This window comes from Streptomyces sp. NBC_01445 (assembly GCF_035918235.1).
GTDB lineage: Bacteria > Actinomycetota > Actinomycetes > Streptomycetales > Streptomycetaceae > Streptomyces.
This window is the reverse complement of sequence record NZ_CP109486.1, coordinates 100,910-119,491: the sequence shown is the minus strand read 5'-3', so window position 1 is coordinate 119,491 and position 18,582 is coordinate 100,910. Positions and strand designations below refer to the sequence as shown.

The window sequence follows — 18,582 nt, the reverse complement described above, 5'->3', positions numbered from 1 at the left end:
CCACACCAGACCCGCTTTGCTGGCTGCACCCTCACGCTGAAGTCCGTCCGTCTCCCGTTGCGGGTTCGGGCTTGTTCGCCAATGCGCCCATCGCAGCCGGAACGGTCGTGGCCCGGCTGGGCGGCCGGCTGGTCTCCCACCAGGAACTACAAGACCTCTTCGCCGCCGCCGGGCTTGACCCGGGCCGCCCTTACATCGACACCATCGCTGTGACCGAGACCATGCATCTCGTCCTTCCACCCCGCAATGAGCAGTCCATCGGATACAGCAACCACGGCTGCGACCCGAGCCTGTGGTGGGAAGGTCCGTACACCCTTCTCGCCCGTCACAGCATCGCACCGGATGAGGAACTGACCAGCGACTACGCCACCAGTACCTGGGATTCGCAGTTCGTCCTGGCATGCTCTTGTGGCTCACCGACCAGCTGCCGAGGAACCGTCACCGGCAACGACTGGAAGCTACCGGAGTTGCGGGCACGCTACGGCAACCACTGGGTACCAGCGCTCCTGTCACGTATCGCTTCAACCACATAAGGAGCCAAAGGAAACAACGCCTAAGCCTTCGGCAGGTGGCTGTGTGGGTGAGTCGCGACGTCGTTTCGACGCGGGTTGGGGAGTCGCACGCTCATGCGGACAGCCGATGTACGCGAGAACGAGTCGCCCCGTGCAGCCGGCCAACGGCTCAACCAGTCACCTGGTGGGCCACGGCTTCCATCAGGCGAGGGATTCTCTGAGGGACCGGCACCAGATACTCGTACACCAAAGACATCGGCGCGATCACACGGTGCCGGGCGTCCGAGCCGACGACGTCAATCACCAGCTCCCAGCCCGTCGGCAGAGTATCGTCCAGGCGTGCCCGGCAGGCGCCACCATACGTCTCCAGCAACACCACCGTGACGAACGCGGACAGGTCTGTGTGCAGGGCAATCCAGTCCTCCGCCTCGAACTCGTCGAGTGGCAGCCTCTGCACGTAGCCGTCCAGGACGCCGACTGCGCTCAGTGGGTCAGCGTCGAATTCGAGCGCAGCCTCCGCGCTGCCGAACTGCTCCACCAGCCCCCGGACCGCTGGCCGACAGCCGCTCATGAACTCGTCGATGCCGATCACAGCCCGAGTCTGCCATGCAGATTCAGCCCCCTTGCTCTCAACCCGGAGGGGAGCGAGCGACGGCCGAGTGAGGGTGCGTTGTCGTTGCTCGATTCCGGCCAGGACTACCGCGCTGCGAGGACCGGCAGTCCGACGCCCGTGCCCAGCGCCGTACGGTTGCGGCCGCCGTCGACGCCGCGATGCCTGGGCCTCAGAGGCGGAGCGCCGCACGGCAGTTGCACCAGGACGTGACCGCCGAATCGTGGGCCAAGGTCCGCAGGTGTTGGCGCTCCTTGCTTTCGGAGATCCCCAACACTGCATGACGCCTGCCTGAAAGCCCCGGCCCTGGTGCGCGGCATGTCCCAGGCCTTCCTCAGCGATCACGGCATAACTTCTTCCTCGAAAGAGGACTGTCCGTAACTGGCAGCGCCATGCGTCGTCTCACCAGGAAGTGAGTCATGCCTGTTCAGGCCCAGAGATTCGGTTTTGGTATGCCGTGGGAGTCGCTCTACGGATACAGCCAGGCAATCCAGGTCGGTGACGTGGTGTACGTGTCTGGGCAGGTGTCCCATGACCGTGACGGCAACTTCGTGGGTGCCGGCGACTTTGAGCTCCAGGTCAAGACCACGCTGGCCAATCTGGACCTGGTGCTGAAGCACTTCGGGGCCGAGCGCAGCCAAATCGTGGAGAGCACGGTGCTGGTGAGGAACCTGCGGGAGAACTTCGACACGACGGCACGCCTTCACGCCGAGTACTTCGGGGAGTACCGGCCCACCAGCACGGTCATGGGTGTCTCTGACCTGGCGCTACCGGACCAGTTGGTGGAGATCGGCGCGCTCGTGCGTCTCGACGTGAAGCCATGGGTCACCGACGGAAGTCAGTGACCTGCGAGAACGCGGCGCCAGACGTGTGGGGAACCCGACGTAGATCTGTGGCGATTCCCTGTCGGCTGTTGCTGGTTCGGGTGCTCTGGAGCGATCAACCTGTGTGGTCAGGACGTGGCCTTGTCCCGCAGGAACCGGGCGACCTCGGTGAAGTCGGCCATGGGCAGGCCTTCGGCGGCGAGCAGACCGACCTGGGTCAACACCGCGGCCTGGTCCCAGTAGAGCCGTTCGCTCTCCATCAGGCCGTCGCGGAATTGCACCACCACGACCAGCGGCACTTCGACGGTCCGTCCGGTCGGGGCGAGTCCGGGCAGCAGGAACGGGATCTCCTGGTCGTGCGGCATCCGCATGATCGTCTCCTCGACGAGGAAATCGCTGCCCACCGACCGGTCCACCGTCTCAGCGGTGGTGTTCTGCGGAATGCCGGGAATGAAGATGTCGCGGTAGTAACCCCGCAGGTAGTTCTTGCCGAAACCGCCGCTCATCGTCGGAAGATGCATCACGCTGGCGTCCTCCACCATCGTGGTCACTGCCAGGTCGGCGTCCTTGATGACGAACTCGTACGCCGTGTGCTGCTCCCACAACGCGACCATTTCCGCTTGGTTCACGATGTCTCCTTCAAAGATCCGTTCCGCCTGCCGACGGGGCTCCTCGTTGATCAGCCCCAACGACCAACGAACACCCCCAAGGACGGGATGCGATCTCGGTGCACGGCTGTCGCACGCCTGCTCCTTCCGAGTCCGGGGCCGGCTCGCGACCGGCATCCCGTCACCTCATGTGTCGCGTTTCGTCGCTCGCCCGCCATAGGTCGGAGTCGGCCTGGCTCCCTCATTCATCTGTCGGGCTGCCGTACCTGTCGTGCCGCTTCTGGCCGCAGCAGCGGCCACTAGCGTGGGTCCAATCAGCACTCACGAATTAGGAAGTCGCCATGTCCTACCCAGAGCCCCGCTACCTCGGAGACAGGGGCCAGACCAGCGCACTGTTCCGACCTGCGCCCCCGCAGCCCGACACCGGCTCGGGCGGCACCGACATCAGCTATGTGGCCAAGCGGGAGAACACCAACGGCGAGTTCGGCCTGTACAAGATCGACATGGCGCCGAAGACCATGGGTGCCAGGGAACACTTCCACCGTACGATCTCCGAGTCCTTCTACGTCCTGTCCGGCGAGGTCCGGCTCTACAACGGCGAACGCTGGGTCACAGGGGGCGAGGGAGACTTCCTCTACGTACCGCCCGGCGGGCTCCACGCTTTCCAGAACGACAGCGACGACCCCGTGTCGTTTCTGCTGCTCTTCACACCGGGAGCTCCCAGGGAGGAGTACTTCGAGAAGGTGGAGGAGTACTCACAGCGCAGCCGCGAAGAGTTGAAAGCCTTCCGGATCAGGCACGACCAGTACAACACCACCGACATGCTCGAGGGCTAGGCTGCCGCCGGGTACTGCGGTCCCCGCGTTACATGCCCGAAAGCGGCCGGGCCGGTGCGGCCTGTCAGCCCCTGGCACCTCAACATGTCGGCGATGCGTGTGCCGGTCGCGGGCTGCGCAGGCGACGTACGGCTGAGCGGTGCGGCTGATCCAGGTGAAGGCCTCCGTTCCGCTGATTGTGGCCGGAGCGGGTGGGAGCTGGTGGTCGTCCACGTTCGAGATCTGCAGCGTGCTGCTGACGTCCCTCGCTGCTCCGTTCTGTTTGTCGTGACAGCGAACCTGGCGCCATCGAATATTTACGCGCGTGACATCGAGGTTTGAGTGGTGCAAGAGGGGTCGGGTGATCAGGCCCGGGGCGTGGCGGTGCGCTTTATGGCGATCATGGCGGCGTCGTCGTTCAGGTGTCCGCCGACGTGGTGCAGCAGGTCGCGGCGGAGGCGGTCGAGGAAGGCGTCGGGGTCGTTCTCGGTCCAGCCTGTGATGCGCTCGGCGAGCGGGTAGAAGGTGCCGGTGGAGTCGCGGGCCTCGGTGACGCCGTCCGTGTACAGCAGCAGAAGGTCTCCCGGCTCGAACGGGAAGCTGTCGACGCGGTAGCGCGGATGCGATAGTTCGCCGAGGCCCAAGGGGGGTGCGGGAATACGGGCGTCCATGGTCGTAGGCCGGCCGTTACGGAGGACGATCGGCGGCGGGTGACCGCAGGAGATCATCTGGACCCGGCCGCCGTGGTCGGGGATGTCCAGGAGGGTGGCGGTGATGAAGGTTTCTCCGTAGAGGCTCGTCTCGCCCGGCTCCATCAGGTCCCAGCACACGCTTCGGTCGAGGTAGGCCACCAGCTCGCCCAGGCTCGCCTGGCGGTGGGCAGCGCCGCGGAACGCTCCGAGCAGCAGGGCTGCGTCATTGACCGCGGTCAGCCCCTTCCCCCGCACGTCGCCGATCATCAGCCGCGTACCGGAGGTGGTACGTGCCGCCGCGAACAGATCCCCGCCAATCCGGGCCTCGGCCTCCGCGGCGAGGTAGAGGGACGCGGCCCGCAGCGGTCCGAGCTGTCGGGGCAGCGAAGGCAGGACCACACGCTGGGCGGTCTCGGACACGTACCGCACCTGCATCAGCTCTTTCGCCCGGCGGTCCCGCACCACGCAGAAGATGACGAGGCAGATTCCCACCAGGATCAGGGCGATGATCTGTGCCTGGTGGTTGGACGAGAGCATCGCGTCAGGATCGCGCACCAACCCGATGGTCGTCTGTGCGATCACCGCCAGGGCAGCGACCAGGCCCACCGTTCGGGGTCCGCCGAACGACGGGGTGATTGCCGGGGCTGCGACGAGCAGCGGCCCCAGATGGATGTCGGGCGGCGCGAGAATGTCAATTAGGGACACCGCGACGATCCACGCGACGGGGATGGCGACCAGCGCCCGGCTCGCACGCTCCGGCTGGCGAAGCCCTGCAGATCGCTGTGCCATGACTCCTCTTTACACCGCCCCCGCTCGACTCGCACTGGTAGAGACGGGGGAGTGCGTCGCCTGCCGGAGTCGTCGCCGACTCATCCTGTACGTGCCGTGGGCGGTGAGCCGTCATAGTGTCGAAACATGTGAACGCTTGCGGCCGGACTCTGCGGGTGCGGGACGGGTCAGCTCGGCGTGGGGTCCGTTCGGCGGCGGCTGGCAAGGGCGAGCAGCGCACCTGCGGCCAGGAGAATGGCGAGGGCCGCGTATCCGTAGGTGAGGGTGGCGGCGGTGGCCACGCCGGCGACGAGCAAAGGGCCGCCGGCGTCGCCGAGTTCGCGGCCGAGTTCGGCGGAGCCCATGGTCTGGCCCATGTGCTCCTCCGGGGTCGAGGCGGCGAGGGCGGCGAAGCCGAGCGGGGTGATCAGTCCGGTGCCGGTGCCGATGAGGGCGGCGGCCAGCAGAACCCCGGGCAGGCCGGGCAGCATGGCGGCCGCGAGTCCGGCGGCGGTGATGAGCAGTCCGGTGAGAAGACCTGTACGGGTGGTCAGGCGTCCGGCGTCGAGGGCGCGGCCGGCCTTGGGCTGGACGATGGCCGCGGTGGCGGCGAGGACGGAGACGGCGGCGCCGGTGGCCACGGTGCCGAGCCCGGCTGCGGCTCCCGAGACGGGGAGGAAGCCCACCCCGACGGAGAGCGCGGCGGTGGCCGCGGCGAGCGCCGCGGTGGGGGCGAGGAAGGACCGGTCGGCCAGGCGCCGCGCGAGGTCGGCGACCGTCTGCCGCTTGCGGGGCAGCGGCGGAACGACGGGCACGGCGAGCGCGGCCCACACGGCAACGACGGCTGCGCACAGGGCCATCACCGTGAACAGCAGACGCAGGCCCCCGGCCCAGACGAGGACGCCGCCAAGGAGCGGGCCGAGGGTGTAGCCGATGGACTTGTAGAACCCGTAGCTGCCGAACGCACGCCCGCGCTTGGCAGCCGGGTTGAGGCGGGCGACCAGGGCGGAGGCCGAGGGGGAGAACGCGGATGCCGCGGCGCCCTGGCCCAGGCGGGCCGCCCACAGCCAGCCGGGGCTGTCGGCGATCGCGTACAGCGCGGAGGCGGCGGCGAAGGCGATCAGACCGCCGAGGAGGACCGGCTTGCCGCCGATCCGGTCGGCGAGCGAGCCGAAGACCGGCTTGAGTATGACTTCCGCGCCGTCGTACAGGGCGAGCAGGCCGCCCAGGACCAGGAGCGAGGTGACGGCGTCCTCGGACAAGCCTCCGAGGTTGGCGGCGATGCCGTGCGCGCCGAAGGCGGTGGTGAACCCGGCCGCGTACAGCGGCCACATCGCTCGCTTCGGGGCGGCCTGGGTTATGGGCTGGTGGCTCACGATGGGTCCTCGTCGCTGGTGTGCAGCGCGGCGAAGACGCGCTCGGCGTAGTCCTCGCAGACGGCTGTGCACTGCTTGAGCCGTATCCCCGCTTCGGCGGCTTCGGGGGCGCCGAAGACGTCCCGCGCAGTCAGATCCCGGTGCCAGCGGCGCAGCCGCTCCAGGCTCTGCTCCTCTTCCTCCAGCTCGGCCAGGGTGAACTTCGCGATGCGGTCCTTGGCGATCTCCTCCTCGAACTTGCCGCAGTCCGCGAGGAACTCCGTCCACTCGGCCGTGCGGGCGGCCGTGAACATCTCCCGGAAGCGGGCCGCATCCTCGGCCGTACGGCCGGAAGCCTGGAGGGCCACGCCCTGGCCGCCGGCGCCGTCGGTGAGTTCGAGGGCCCGCTGCACGCCGTCGGCGAAGACCGGCACCTCCGGCACGGCCCAGATGCCCTGTCCCAGGGGGAGCGCCCCGGTCTTGCGCAGCTCCCGCCAAGCGCAGCCTGCCGATCCGGAACGAGCTCACGAGCCCGTTCTCCTCCAGCGGCATCCCGGGAGGACGGATCACCGTGCGCCCTTCGTCGTCGAGGACGCCGTCGTGGTTCATCCAGAGAGACACCCACAGCCGAGAGGTGCCGTGGGCCCGCTGCACCAGGTCCTCGCGCACCGACAACCAGCGCTCCAGCGCGGCCCGGGTCAGCGCCGAGGTCTCGACCCACTCCCCCTCGACGGTGCCGCCGCCCTGGGGGTGCCGCTCGACGAACACTGCGATGTTGTTCTCGCTCAGGTCCGTGGTGCGCAGCGCGGCCAGCTCCCCACTTCGTGCCGCGGTGTCCAGCTCCAGCGCGAGCACAGCCGTCAGCCGGGTCTGCGCCGGGGACATCGCCCCGCCCAGGTACCGGTCGAGCTGGCGGTGCAGCGCGGCGAGGGTGGCCGCCTCCGGCGCAGGCTGCAGCGCGACCTCGCCGCCACCGAGACCGACCCCGGGCAGGCCGAGCGCTTCGCGCAGCAGGTCGACGCACCGGCGCCGGATCTCGTTGGTCGGCTGAGAAGTGGGCGGGAAACCGCCGCCGACGCGGCGGTGCCGCAGCGCCCCGGACTCAGCGATCCGTATGTACGACTTGAGCGTTGGTTCTTCGAGGAGGCGCTGCAGGCTGCGCCGGGCTCCCACCGGCAGCGCGTCCCGGGCCAGCGCCCGCTCCATCTCCCCTCGGACCATGGCGAGCTGACGCCGGCGGGCCTCGCCGACCTTGAGGTCGTCGAGGAGTCGGTCCAGCGCGGTGATCGAGGCGTACTCCGGCACGCTGCGATTGTCGCCGACCACGGACCCGCACGTCACTCATCCCTCCCCGGCGCCGTCAGTTGCCCGGGGCGCGTCTCGCGCCGGAGCCGCGCCATGCGCTCACGGTGCCGGAGGTAGTCCCGGAAGATGTCTCGCCGGTGCTCGGACTCCTGCGGCAGGACCGAGGGCAGCGTGCCTAAGGCCAGAGCACCCAGCAGGACCCACCACGGCGCGCCCGCGAATGCAGACACCCCGAACACGGCCCCACCGCCGACCAGGCCGGCAACGCGGGCAGGCATAGCCCATTGGCGCCCGTTCACCGGGACTCCCCTCGCCACAGGGCCCTGCCACCCATGCCGTGCTGCACCATAGGGCGCACGGCAGGCCCGCTCTTATGGTCCGTGTACGCGCGCGCCATCGGAATGTGGATCTTCCCCTCATGCTCCGCGCGCAGCACCTTCTGCCGGAACCGGTAGATCGAGTTCGCCACCGCGCCCCGCGAGACCTGCAGCCGGTCGGCGATCTCCAACTGTTCGTAGCCCTGGAGCACCAGCGCCAGGACGGCCTGCGTCTGCCGGGGCTGCTTGCGCAGCATGTCGAGCACCACGCCGCCGCTGTGCAAGTCGGTGCCTTCGCTGCTGGCCACGGACAGCAAGAACGCCTCCGGGTCGAGGAGCTTGGCGTGCACCTCAGCGATGCGCCGCTGCTTGATGCTCCACTTCTCGTACTGCTGCCGGAACTCCCAGCTGCAGCGCCCGATGAAGTAGGTCATCAGGCAGCCCGGCCCGTGGCCTCCCTTGTGCCGCGGGTTCCATCCGCCCTCGACCAGGGCCTTACGGCGGAAAGAGTCCAGCGTGGGCAGCAGGATGTCCACGGCCAGGATGTCGCGCTGCTCGAGATCCTCGCGCAGTAGGTGACGGTGTCCTTCCGCGACGCCGAAAGGCTTCCCTGCTTCCTTCCACCTCCTCAGGGAATCCGTGATCAGGGTTCCGGTGCGCAGCATGCCCTTGAGCTGGGGCAGCGCCTCGCCGGCGAGGCGGTTCTCGAACATGTCGTAGCGCGGCCCCTTGAAGTCCCCACGGCGTAGGTCCTCGACGAGCGCTTCATCGCGTGCGATCCGCTCCCCCTGGCGTCCGGGTAGAGCGAGCGCGACGTCGAGGGCGACGTCATATCGGTGATCAGGCAACACCTCCCCCGTGTTGTCGACCGAGTTGCAGTTCTCTAGTGATATCTCAACGGTCACGCCCGCTGCTATGTGTCGTTGCCACTTCGATGTCACGCAGCGCGAAAAATTTCTGAGGAGACTTTCAAAACGTCGTGAGCGGACCTCAAATCGGCGGTCTCGCGGCCCGCTTTCGAATCGTCCCGCCGTTGCGGGTCAGCGCATCCGGGTAACCGTGACCACCGCGTGCCGCGTGGTCCCCGCGAGGACCTCCACCACGAGGCCCCGGCTGGTCGTCACGTAGGCGTCACCGGCTGAAGTCCGAGCCCTCCGCCCGGGGCCGGCGTCGAGGATGTGACGGGCGATCTCCGCAGCGACGGGAGCCGTCAGCGCCTGCGACAGCACGCGGCTTCCGTCCGGCAGCCGGACCGCCACGCGATGGGGCCGGGATGCCGGGCCGATGTAGCCGACGACGTCGGCGTCGACGGTGTCCGAGTGCCGCACCTTCTTCCAGACCGACCGGCCCGGTACGGGGACGTGGCGCGCTTACAGACGACGCCCTCGATGCCCTGGCCCTGAAGCGTGTCGTACCAGTCCTGTGCGACGTCCGGATCATCCGTGGCGGGTACGGCCTGGATCGGGGGCGGCACGTCGTGAAGCAGGTCGAGGAGAAGGGCGCGCCGCTCGGTGTACGGGCGGCTGCGGACATCGCCGAGTTCAGGGTGGGCGAGGAGGTCCCACACGGAAGCGCACGGGTTCGTGGATTCCCGGACGGCATGACGCCGGAACCGGATCGTGCGCGGCGCTCAGAAATGGACGAGCGCGCGGGTTCGGGCTGGCGGAGCCTTCGTCGCCCGAGCCAACCGCCTCGGGGATCAGGCCAGGGCCTGGACGGCGTACACCGCGCCGAGGGCGCCTGCGAGGGCTCCGAGCAGGAGCCGGAGCGCGGTTTCGGGCAGGTGAGGCTGGAGCCGTGCGCCGAGGTAGCCGCCGATCAGCCCCCCGGCGCCGCAGGCCAGACCTAGCCACCAATCGGGTGCGACGGGCCCGGGGCTCGCCAGGGCCAGCACGGCGTACGCGGCGGCCCCGGCGACGGATGTGGTGAAGGTGGCGGCGAGGGTAGCCGGTGCGATGCGGGCCATGGGCATACCGCGCGCGGCGAGGATGGGCCCGAGTAGGGAACCGCCGCCGATCCCGTAGATCCCGCCGACCACCCCGACCGTCAGGGCAAGTGCGGCGAGCGCGCGCGCCGACGGCTCGGCCGCGTCCGGCCGCCGCCGGGCGGGGTGCAGGGTGCGCAGGCACAGCCACGTGCCAAGTGGAAGGAGGAAGGCGGCGACCAGGATCCGGAAGACGTCGGGGCCGGGGAGGGCGAAGACGCGGATGGCGGCGCCGGCGATGACGCCGGGCAGCGTCCAGGCAACGAGGCGCCGGGCCAGGCCGCCGCGCAGAGCGCCATCGCGGCGGTAGCGCCACAGTGCGCCGGGCCCAGCCACCACATTGAACAGCAGGTTCGTCGGCGTGACCGCGGGGCTCGGCACGCCGAGGACGCTGAGCTGGACCGGCAGGAGGAAGACCGCGCCGGACACGCCGACCGGCGCGGTCACCGTTGAGATCAGCAGGCCGGCCGCGAACCCGGCCCAGATCGTCCACTCCACTGCTGCCCCCGCCGCTCCGTGATTGCCCGGTCAGTATCGAGGGAGCACCCAGAGGGAGGGCGGGGCGGCAATGAGATGTTCACGAGCAGCAGGTGCAGCCCGGCTTGCAGCCGCATGCGTCCGCCTCGGCCGCGGCCGCCCCGGCGGGGACCGGAGTGTGGGCGGTGGGTGCGCAGCAGCCCTTGCCCTGCCAGGCGTCGCGGCCCTCTTTCACCGCGATGGTGGCGATGACGAGGGCGGCGATCGGGTCGGCCCAGGACCAGCCGAGCGTGGCGTTGAGGACCAGGCCGATCAGGAGCACCGCGGACAGGTAGGTGCACAGCAGTGTCTGCTTGGAGTCGGCGACCGCGGAGGCGGAGCCGAGTTCACGGCCGGCCTTGCGTTGGGCAGCGGAGAGGAACGGCATGATCGCCAGTGACAGGGCGGCGATGACGATGCCGGGGACGGACCGCTCGGCCTCTCCGGTGCCGGTCAGGGCCCGGACGGCGTCGACGCTGACGTACGCGGCGAGGGCAAAGAAGGAGACCGCGATGATCCGCAGGGTCGTCTTCTCCCGGGCGTCGCGTACGGCGTGGTCGCGGGCGGAGAACTGCCAGGCGACCGCCGCGGCGGAGGACACCTCGATCACGGAGTCCAGCCCGAAGCCGATCAGCGCCGTGGAGGAGGCGATCGTGCCCGCGGTGATCGCGACGACGGCCTCGATGACGTTGTAGGTGATGGTCGCGGCGACCAGGAAGCGTATGCGGCGGGCGAGCGCGTCGCGGCGGGCCGGGGACGGCCCGAGGGATATCGCGGTCATCAGCAGCAGTCCTTCGTGGCGGCGTCCGGGCAGGTCTTGTCGCCTTCGACCGCGACCACGGCGGCGAGCAAGTGGTCCAGGGCGTGGCCGAGGCGGGGGTCGGCGAGCTCGTAGCGGGTACGGCGCCCGTCCGGCACGGTGACCACAAGGCCGCAGTCGCGCAGGCAGGCCAGGTGGTTGGACAGGCGGGTCCGGGAGACGGCGAGCGCGTCGGCGAGGTCCGCCGGGTAGGCCGGCGCCTGGCGCAGGGCGAGCAGGATGCGGCAGCGGATCGGGTCGGCGAGCGCGCGGCCGAACCGGGCCAGCACCTCGATGTCGGAGGCAACAGTCAGCACCCCACGACAGTACAGGACATCCTGAATTCAGAAAATGATGGATTCACTCTCCGGAGGCTCCGCCCTCTCGGCCCAGATGTCGGGGTGCGAGTTTCGAAATCCCCCATGGAACGGCAGATTACGAGCGTTTCTCCTGGAATCTGCGAGTAACTGCGGGAACCTCACACCGTCGAGGGATGCCTCAAAGAGGGGTCTCCCCCCACCTGCTGACTTCCCTCGATCGTGCCCTGGGGGCCACTTCAGGAACCCGCGCGCACTCCAGTTGCGTATGAGGCGGGGAGTATCGCGGCGAGTTCGCGGGCGCGGGCCGGGCCGGAGGCCGCGCGGGACTGCGCGGCCGCGAAGTCGATCCTCCCTTCGCTGTAGATCACAGCCTCCCCGTCGAGGACCGTGCCGGGGCGTAGCGAGTTCATGCCGGCCACGGCCAGATCCATCCACGCCGAGGTGACCGTCCGCCCGGACCGGGCCTGTAGCCGGACGGTCTCGGCATCGCGCTACAGGGCGGTGCGGTGCCCGTCGTTCTCCAGACTTTGATGTGTCTCGTGAGACAGAGCGACGGGCGCCGCTGACCACTCAGGGGCGCAGCGCGTTCAATTCTTGTCGGCTCCGCAGTCCTTCAGCGGCTTGGGCGGCGGGATGTTGCTGAACGTCGAGCCCGGCCTCTCCACGGCCAACGACTGCTGGTCAGTGTCTCCGAAGAGGAGCTTCCAGGTGGCCGACCCCTGACCGTGCCCGTTGTCCCCCATGATGGGTGCGGCGGCGGGGAGGTCCATGGCCTTCAGCGGCTTGTACCCGGCGCGTCCCCACCGTTGGCCGCGTACGTCGACGAACGAGAACCCGGCGACGGCGAAGTGATTCGCGTTCCCGGGCGTCCAGATCGTGATGATGCTGCACGGCGGCACATCTCTGAGGTCGAGCAGCTGCTTCTCACCGGGGTACAGGCCCTCCTGGCCTTTGTTCGTCTCGCTGTCACTCCCCGTCGCTACGCCGATGGTGACCTGGGAGATGGGGTCGAGAGACCGGTTCGCGAAGTACCCGGTGGTCTTGCCGCTCTTGCCCTCCATCGTCCAACTTGAGACGCGCGAGGCCTGAGACTGGAGTTCCTTCTCGGAGTCCTCCTTCGACTGCGCTAACTGATCTTGGGACGTCTTGACCTGGTAATAGCCCGTCCAGGCGGAGGCGACAAGACCTCCGGCCGCGACGAACGTGGCGATCATCGTCGCGATCAGCATCCCGTCGCGCTTCTTCCGCTCCGGCGTTGCTGAGGTTCCGTCTGGCGGCTGCGGCGGCGTCCCGACGTTCCCACCGGACTGCGCTGGAACAGGCGGTTTTACACCTTGGACCTGAGTCACTGCTGTCTCCGCTCCTCACAGTTGCTGGGCGAGTCGAGAGATCCTTGCAAGCATCCCGGGCGCCAGCAGGAGCTTCTACAGAACCTTCAACCCCGACTTCATCGCAGCGTGTTTACGGCGGGTCGAGCCCCACTGCTATCCCGGAGCCGATTGCGCACTCACCACCGAGGACCGTGCCCGGGCGCAGGTGAATGGAAGCCGCCGCGAGGTCGGGCCACGCCGCCGTCACGTCCCGCCCGCTGCGGCGAGACGCCGAGCCATCATCCAGATGAGACAACGTCAGGTGTCTGGAGAACCGTCGAACTTGATCTCGTACCACCAGCCCTTGCCGCGGGGCAGCGTCGGCACAGCCTCGGCAAGGGCGACAGCGACCGGGTACTCCACAGGGCCAGCCTGCGACGGCCGACCCGGGGATGCGCGCTGGCCTACGCTGCGCGGGCGGTGCCCGACGGGGCCCATGAGACCGGCGCAGCGACGGCCAGAGATGCCGCCCACGAGAATGGCCCCCGCCGAAGCGAGGGCCATCATGGATTTCTGCGCGGTCAGTGGCGGGTCTGGAACCAGACGACGATGAGGCTCACGGCCCCGCTGCCGAGGCTGTACGACGCTCCCCGGATCATCTGATCGTGGACAGTCCGCCCCTGACGCTGTGGCCATTCCCGCAGGTAACGGCGGATACGGCGCAGTCGGGATTCCCTACATAGGGAGTCCTTGTTAGGCTGACACACGGTGTATCAATCCTCCTACTCGGGTGAATGGAACATCGCGCAGGGAGCCCTCCCGACACTGGGCCTAGACAACTCGCGTCGGGGATGGGCTCCTTTTGCGCTTCCGGACGATAGTACTGGCGAGGTCAAACAACGGCCGCCCGTCAGGCAGTTGTGGCTATACATGGGCACACATGGCTAGAGCCTCTCCGGGGATTCCAGTGGCCTTGACTTCCTTTCAGTTCCTTTGACATCACTCCACCTGCAATTTCGGCCCCCACGCAGCGGCAATTTGTGAAGCGCATCACTTTTCCGCGTGGGGATGTTCTCACCCCCCCCACCAGGGGCGAGGAGCGGGCAACGCTGGCGCTGAGCAAGCGACGAGGGAATCCCGACCTGCGGCCAGCTCAGGCACGTACCTGTACAGCGTCGTACGGGAGGCCACCGCTCGCGTAGTTCCGCGATGGCTGCCTCGAAGTCCTCTAGCGAGTCGAACGCCCGGTACACAGACGCGAACCGCAGATAGGCAACGAGGTCGAGTTCCTGTAACGGGCCGAGTATGGCCAACCCCACGTCGTGGGTGGTCAGTTCCGCACCTCCGGTGGCGCGCACCGCCTCTTCGAAGCATGGGTGAACTGCCCTCTCCATGGACGATGCGGTCAGCTGCGACCAGGCCTAGAGGGGGTGCCACCGTGGGACTGCGATGTCTGGGGACGGAAAGGACAGCCTCATCCGCACCATTCGATCGAGCGTGCGGTCCAGCACCGTGGGGCCGACCTCGTCGGTCCAGACGTATGCCGTGTCCAAGCAAGGGCCCGTATGACCGAGCGGGAGAAGACACCGGCTGCAAGCACTGAATAGGTCTACTGGGCCTGGTTCTTCCCATCCACCTGCTCCACTCCAGCTGTCGTCTCGCCATCCTGCCCAGTACAGACGTACCGCTCCCCTTGCAGGTCCCACCAAGGCGCGATGCAGTCCCTGATGCCCGCGAACCAATGGGCAGACCAGGTACGGGTGCATACGTGATGGAAGCCCTGGTGTGGCGCGACATGGTCGAGGCCTGGTTCGCCAGAAGGAGTGTTTTGGCGTCTGCTGGGGTGCCGTGACTACGCCGCGTGCGCGGTACGCCGCCTGCCTGCAGGCAGGTGAACAGAAGCGGCGCGGCCGGCCGGAGCGTGAAGATGCCAGGTCCTTACCGCAATGGACACAGTGGTGAATCAGCACATCAGACACCGTCTACTTCCCCCTCATGCTCGTGGGACAGCGCAGAGAGCTGCGCTGCGAAACCGTTCCTCTCCGACTGACACGGGCGCACCACCATCAGGTATTCAGTGATTGTGGTGGTAGAGGAAGAGGATCGGCCAGGCTGAACCACTTCCCGTTGCTCGGTTGAAACCGGTGAGTCCTGAGCGGGTGGACGCCACTTGCCCCAGGGGAGAAAGCAGGACAGGGAGGCAATGATCTGGCTGAGCCCGACGAGGGCGGCAGGCACGTCCTGGGCCCGGGTCTTGGCCAGCACCGGCCGGACCAGAAGGAGCAACAGAACTGCCAGACCTACAACCACAGCTAGACCTAGAACGCACGGCACGAGAGCCAAGGAGCCAACGAACAGCTCCGCCGACACGACGAACACGGGACCTCCGAGAACGAGAAAGGCCCCGGTCGCTGGGACCAGGGCCACGGGGGACAAGAGCTACCCCTGAAACGAAGAACTCCCGCGCCCAGACGGGTGCAGGAGTGGTTGCGGTATATCTGCCCGCAACGAGAGGCAGTCTGCCATGCCCGAAGGTTTCGTAACGCTCTCCCCGTACGCCCCTGACTGACTACCTCGCTCGGTTCGCGGCCAGCCAACCTTGGTGGACAGTGTTGTTGCACTCATCGATACCGGTGTCGGGGGCATGTGAGGAGTTGTCCAGGAACCGATCGGTTTCTGGACGGCGACGACCACCACGAAGGCGGAGCTGAGCAGTGCTGTCCCGTCTCAGCCGATCTGGTCCTTGTCTCAAATGATCTGGTCCGATTCGCTCGTCGTCTCAGTTCATCCGGTCCCGTTGGTGCTGCTGTCGGCGGGAGAGGCAAGCGATCGTCTTGGGCACGGCCTGCAGCCTGGGCGACATCACTCCATCGCCTCCAGGATGCGGTCGAGTGTCCGGCGTCCCATCCTGCTCATCGCCGGATTGCTCTCGACGTAGTACCAGACAGCGCCCATCGCCTGCTGGAACGCCCATGCCCTGCCGCGCTCCCACTCGAGATCGTCACAGCCCAGTGTCCGCCGGAGCACTTCCCGCGGCCCCTGCTGCAGCAGGTGCCAGGCACTGACCAGATCCAGCGCGGGGTCGGCCGGGCTGAAGCCGCCGGTGTCGAGTACGCCGCTGAGCCGGTCGCCCGTGACCAGTACATTGCCGGGGATCAGGTCACCATGGCTCATCACGTCGGCACCCGCGCGTGGCAACTCCCGCAGGTGGCTCCACATGTGGCGGAGCCGGCGCACGTCGAGCAGCTCCTCGCTCTCCTCGAAGCACTTCTCCATCCAACCGTCGTGGTGAGTGAGAACGCCGCCACGACCTTCGCCGCTGAAGTGCCGCCCCCGCGTCTCGGCCTCCCGCAGGGCGGAGATGAAGGCCGCAAGGTCCTGTGCAAAAGCGTCCGACCCACTCGGGTCGGCGTCCGAGGAGACCGTTCCCGGCAGCCACGTCTGGACTGACCACGGCATGGGGTAGCCCGCTCCAGGCTCTCCCAGGGCGACGGGTTCCGGGGCGGGGAACCGAGACACCTGCGCCAACTCCGCGCTCGCCCGGGCTTCCTGCTTCAGAACCGCCAGCGTCTCGGCGGCACCGGCCAGACGAAGCGGGAAACGTGCCGAGAGGTCGTTCCCGATGCGGAAGACGGCGTTGACCGTCCCGGTCGACTGCAGGAGTCGGATTTCCTTGCCGCTCCACTGAGGGAACTGTTCCTGGATCAAGGTCGCAACAGTTTCGGTGGTCACGTCCACTTGGTCATCGTGCATGGTCATACTCGCGAGCCCTTCCACCAGTCCCATTCGAAACGCCGGAAGCAGACCAGATCAACCGAGACGACAGCCAGTATTCATAGGCGAGGGTCCAGATCAACTGAGATTTTCGGCCACCAAGGTGTCTCAACCGTTCTGGTCGCCCCAGGTCACCGCCGCGGTTTCGAACCAGATCATTTGAGACGGGACAAGTGCGACGGCGGTCTAGGCGCCCGCCGGTACTGCCAGAGGGCCCCACTCAAACGTGGTACCGCTGAACCTGGCGGCGGCGAAGCCAGTGGTGCCGCCGCCGAAGCTGACGGTGCCGGCGCTGAGCGTCGCGCCGCCGAAGCTGACGGTGCCGGCGCTGAACGTCGCGTCGCCGAAGCTGACGGTGCCGGCGCTGAGCGTCGCGTCGCCGAAGCTGACGGTGCTGCCGCTGAACGTCGTGCTTGTGAAGCTGACGGTGCTGCCGCTGAACGTCGCGTCGCCGAAGCTGACGGTGCCGGCGCTGAATGTCGCGTCGCCGAAGTGGACGGTGCCGGCGCTGAACTCCGCGTCCCCGAAGTTGACGAGGCTGCCGCTGAACGTCGCGCCGCTGAAGTTGACGAGGCTGCCGCTGAATGTCGAGTCGACAAAGTGGACGGTGCTGCCGCTGAATGTCGCGACGCCGAAGTGGACGGTGCCGGCGCTGAACGTCGCGTCGCCGAAGTAGACGGTGCCGGCGCTGAACGTCGCGCCGGTGAAGCTGACGGCGCTGCCGCTGAACGTCGCGTCGATAAAGCTGACAAAGCCGCTGAATGTCGCGTCGTCGAAGTAGACGTCGCCGCTGCTGAATGTTGCGTCGTCGAAGTAGACGTTGGGGCTGCTGAACTCCGCGGAGGCGAAGTAGACGGTGCCGCCGCTGAACTCTGCGCCGACGAAGTAGACGGTGGGGCCGCTGAACTCCGCGCCGCTGAAGCTGACGGTGCCGCTGCTGAACTTCGCGTCGAAGAAGGTGATCTTTCCTCGAAAGTGGCTGGCATCGAAGGTGCCGCCGTCGAAGACCGCGCCAGTGAAGTTGAAGTCATGCAGGCACCAGGCGGTAGCCGCGTCCGGCTCCTGTAGGTGGTCGCGGATGACTTGGATGATGGTGTGGCGGACCTCGCGTTCCCCTTCTTTGTGGCCGGGCAACGAGGGGTCGGGTTCGTAGGGCATGCGGAGGTAGGCGCACAGGACGTCGATGCAGACCTGGCGTTGTTCTGCCCAGTCGTCGGCGAGGCGGGCGAGGGCGTAGACGCCGGCGAGGCGGACCGCGGCTTGGTCGTGACCGAGCTGTTCGGCAGCGGTGGTGTAGCGGTCGGCGAGCTGACTTGCGTCCGCGCGGTGTGCGTCGCCCTCGGCGAGGAGCTGTTTGCGGTAGGCGTAGAGACCGGCGAGGACGGCACCGATCAGGGTCAGGGCCGTCACGGTGGCTTTGAGGACGTCATTGATGTTGACCGGCTTGGGCGGCTTCTGGTCGGCGGCCGCCTGCGCGAAGTGGTCGTAGGCGTAGTGGTAGATGACCCAGCCGAGGGCACCGGCGGCTATCAGCGCCACGAGTGCCACGAACCAGACGGGCCAGAGGTTCGGTGTGTACCGGCCCCGGGGGGCCTCGCGCTTGCGCCGGAGTGAGACTGCCACGTCAGGAGCATGGAGCCTGCCCGCCGTCCGGGACAGCGAGTTGGCGAAATACGCCGAGGAGCTGTTCAGCCGGCGGGGAATCCCATGGCCGCGCGGAGCAGCCGGGCTGTCTCCTCTGCGGTCGCACGCGTCTCGTCGTCGGCTCCGCTGGAGCCAAGTTCGTCGAGGAGCCTCGTCAGCGTCGTTGATCGCCTCGACGAGAACAGCGGCTTAGGATCGCTCCTGACGAAGAATCGAACGCATCGAACGGTCCCCGTGTTGCCGCCCTGAGCGCCGCGGGGATCATCATGTCTGGCCCGCGATGAGCTCACATCCGGCGCAGCACAGAGTGACCCTCGAGAACCACGGTCGGTGGAGATGGCTCACGGTGTACGTTCGCGAGGGGCGCCCCGCCGGCGCCCCTGCTCACCGCGAGAGGACCGAAGCCGAGATGGAATCTGCCGCCGACGC

18 protein-coding genes and 2 pseudogenes are annotated in these 18,582 nt (G+C 67.9%); 4 read left to right on the top strand and 16 right to left on the bottom strand.

Going from position 1 to position 18,582, the window contains the following annotated elements; all coding sequences use genetic code 11:
- Positions 1-71: 71 nt before the first annotated feature.
- Complete coding sequence (locus OG574_RS48520; protein ID WP_326771323.1) at positions 72-533, top strand: SET domain-containing protein-lysine N-methyltransferase; 462 nt, start codon at positions 72-74, stop codon at positions 531-533.
- A gap of 148 nt (positions 534-681) precedes the next feature.
- On the opposite strand, the gene OG574_RS48515 is transcribed toward OG574_RS48520, so the two are convergent.
- On the bottom strand, positions 682-1,104 hold the full coding sequence (locus OG574_RS48515; RefSeq protein ID WP_326771322.1) for a hypothetical protein: 423 nt from the start codon (positions 1,102-1,104) through the stop codon (positions 682-684).
- A gap of 470 nt (positions 1,105-1,574) precedes the next feature.
- On the opposite strand from OG574_RS48515, the gene OG574_RS48510 reads away from it, so the two are divergent.
- Complete coding sequence (locus OG574_RS48510; protein WP_326771321.1) at positions 1,575-1,967, top strand: RidA family protein; 393 nt, start codon at positions 1,575-1,577, stop codon at positions 1,965-1,967.
- 107 nt (positions 1,968-2,074) lie between these two features.
- Here the strand turns inward: OG574_RS48510 and OG574_RS48505 are convergent, their stop codons facing one another.
- A complete protein-coding gene (locus OG574_RS48505) occupies positions 2,075-2,575 on the bottom strand; it encodes a nuclear transport factor 2 family protein (protein ID WP_326771320.1) in 501 nt (166 codons plus the stop codon).
- 320 nt (positions 2,576-2,895) lie between these two features.
- Between OG574_RS48505 and OG574_RS48500 the strand changes: the two genes are divergently transcribed.
- Positions 2,896-3,390, top strand: coding sequence for a cupin domain-containing protein (locus tag OG574_RS48500; RefSeq protein ID WP_326771319.1), 495 nt, complete (start codon positions 2,896-2,898; stop codon positions 3,388-3,390).
- Positions 3,391-3,734: 344 nt separating this feature from the next.
- On the opposite strand, the gene OG574_RS48495 is transcribed toward OG574_RS48500, so the two are convergent.
- The 3 genes and pseudogenes from OG574_RS48495 to OG574_RS48485 form a co-directional block, all read right to left on the bottom strand.
- Entirely contained in the window at positions 3,735-4,850 is a 1,116-nt protein-coding gene (locus tag OG574_RS48495) for a PP2C family protein-serine/threonine phosphatase (protein WP_326771318.1), read from the bottom strand.
- A gap of 167 nt (positions 4,851-5,017) precedes the next feature.
- Complete coding sequence (locus OG574_RS48490) at positions 5,018-6,163, bottom strand: MFS transporter (RefSeq protein ID WP_326778318.1); 1,146 nt, start codon at positions 6,161-6,163, stop codon at positions 5,018-5,020.
- A gap of 38 nt (positions 6,164-6,201) precedes the next feature.
- Positions 6,202-6,681, bottom strand: a pseudogene (locus OG574_RS48485) (Chromate resistance protein ChrB); the annotation flags it as partial.
- A gap of 142 nt (positions 6,682-6,823) precedes the next feature.
- Between OG574_RS48485 and OG574_RS48480 the strand changes: the two are divergent.
- Complete coding sequence (locus tag OG574_RS48480; protein WP_326771316.1) at positions 6,824-7,606, top strand: hypothetical protein; 783 nt, start codon at positions 6,824-6,826, stop codon at positions 7,604-7,606.
- 178 nt (positions 7,607-7,784) lie between these two features.
- Here OG574_RS48480 and OG574_RS48475 read toward each other — a convergent pair whose 3' ends face one another.
- The 11 genes and pseudogenes from OG574_RS48475 to OG574_RS48430 all read right to left on the bottom strand — a co-directional run bounded on the left by OG574_RS48475 (position 7,785) and on the right by OG574_RS48430 (position 18,132).
- Positions 7,785-8,711, bottom strand: coding sequence for a sigma factor-like helix-turn-helix DNA-binding protein (locus tag OG574_RS48475; RefSeq protein WP_326771315.1), 927 nt, complete (start codon positions 8,709-8,711; stop codon positions 7,785-7,787).
- A 135-nt stretch (positions 8,712-8,846) separates the two neighbouring features.
- Positions 8,847-9,134: a hypothetical protein gene (locus OG574_RS48470; protein ID WP_326771314.1), complete on the bottom strand. Its 288-nt coding sequence runs from the start codon at positions 9,132-9,134 to the stop codon at positions 8,847-8,849.
- Positions 9,017-9,424, bottom strand: coding sequence for an ATP-dependent DNA ligase (locus OG574_RS52965; protein WP_442816916.1), 408 nt, complete (start codon positions 9,422-9,424; stop codon positions 9,017-9,019). The genes OG574_RS48470 and OG574_RS52965 overlap by 118 nt, the downstream gene beginning before the upstream one ends.
- Positions 9,425-9,505: 81 nt before the next feature.
- Positions 9,506-10,288, bottom strand: coding sequence for a sulfite exporter TauE/SafE family protein (locus OG574_RS48465; RefSeq protein WP_326771313.1), 783 nt, complete (start codon positions 10,286-10,288; stop codon positions 9,506-9,508).
- Between the two features lie 79 nt (positions 10,289-10,367).
- Entirely contained in the window at positions 10,368-11,087 is a 720-nt protein-coding gene (locus tag OG574_RS48460; protein ID WP_326771312.1) for a cation transporter, read from the bottom strand.
- On the bottom strand, positions 11,087-11,422 hold the full coding sequence (locus OG574_RS48455; protein ID WP_326771311.1) for an ArsR/SmtB family transcription factor: 336 nt from the start codon (positions 11,420-11,422) through the stop codon (positions 11,087-11,089). The genes OG574_RS48460 and OG574_RS48455 overlap by 1 nt, the downstream gene beginning before the upstream one ends.
- A 239-nt stretch (positions 11,423-11,661) precedes the next feature.
- Positions 11,662-11,856 carry a hypothetical protein gene (locus OG574_RS48450; RefSeq protein ID WP_326771310.1) on the bottom strand — a complete coding sequence of 65 codons (195 nt, stop codon included), beginning with the start codon at positions 11,854-11,856 and terminating at the stop codon, positions 11,662-11,664.
- Positions 11,857-12,012: 156 nt separating this feature from the next.
- Positions 12,013-12,654: a hypothetical protein gene (locus OG574_RS48445; protein WP_326771309.1), complete on the bottom strand. Its 642-nt coding sequence runs from the start codon at positions 12,652-12,654 to the stop codon at positions 12,013-12,015.
- Positions 12,655-13,679: 1,025 nt separating this feature from the next.
- Positions 13,680-14,102 (bottom strand): annotated as a pseudogene (locus OG574_RS48440) (hypothetical protein); the annotation flags it as partial.
- A gap of 1,495 nt (positions 14,103-15,597) precedes the next feature.
- On the bottom strand, positions 15,598-16,494 hold the full coding sequence (locus tag OG574_RS48435) for an aminoglycoside phosphotransferase family protein (RefSeq protein WP_326771308.1): 897 nt from the start codon (positions 16,492-16,494) through the stop codon (positions 15,598-15,600).
- Between the two features lie 201 nt (positions 16,495-16,695).
- Complete coding sequence (locus OG574_RS48430; protein ID WP_326771307.1) at positions 16,696-18,132, bottom strand: pentapeptide repeat-containing protein; 1,437 nt, start codon at positions 18,130-18,132, stop codon at positions 16,696-16,698.
- Positions 18,133-18,582: the final 450 nt, after the last annotated feature.

What these genes read in the sequence shown, in the direction of transcription:
- OG574_RS48510 (WP_326771321.1), top strand. Translation starts at nt 1,575, where the DNA reads ATGCCGTGGGAGTCGCTCTACGGATACAGCCAGGCAATCCAGGTCGGT.
- OG574_RS48500 (WP_326771319.1), top strand. Translation starts at nt 2,896, where the DNA reads ATGTCCTACCCAGAGCCCCGCTACCTCGGAGACAGGGGCCAGACCAGC.
- OG574_RS48495 (WP_326771318.1), bottom strand. Translation starts at nt 4,850, where the DNA reads ATGGCACAGCGATCTGCAGGGCTTCGCCAGCCGGAGCGTGCGAGCCGG.
- OG574_RS48490 (WP_326778318.1), bottom strand. Translation starts at nt 6,163, where the DNA reads ATGTGGCCGCTGTACGCGGCCGGGTTCACCACCGCCTTCGGCGCGCAC.
- OG574_RS48460 (WP_326771312.1), bottom strand. Translation starts at nt 11,087, where the DNA reads ATGACCGCGATATCCCTCGGGCCGTCCCCGGCCCGCCGCGACGCGCTC.
- OG574_RS48450 (WP_326771310.1), bottom strand. Translation starts at nt 11,856, where the DNA reads ATGGATCTGGCCGTGGCCGGCATGAACTCGCTACGCCCCGGCACGGTC.
- OG574_RS48445 (WP_326771309.1), bottom strand. Translation starts at nt 12,654, where the DNA reads ATGCTGATCGCGACGATGATCGCCACGTTCGTCGCGGCCGGAGGTCTT.
- OG574_RS48435 (WP_326771308.1), bottom strand. Translation starts at nt 16,494, where the DNA reads ATGACCATGCACGATGACCAAGTGGACGTGACCACCGAAACTGTTGCG.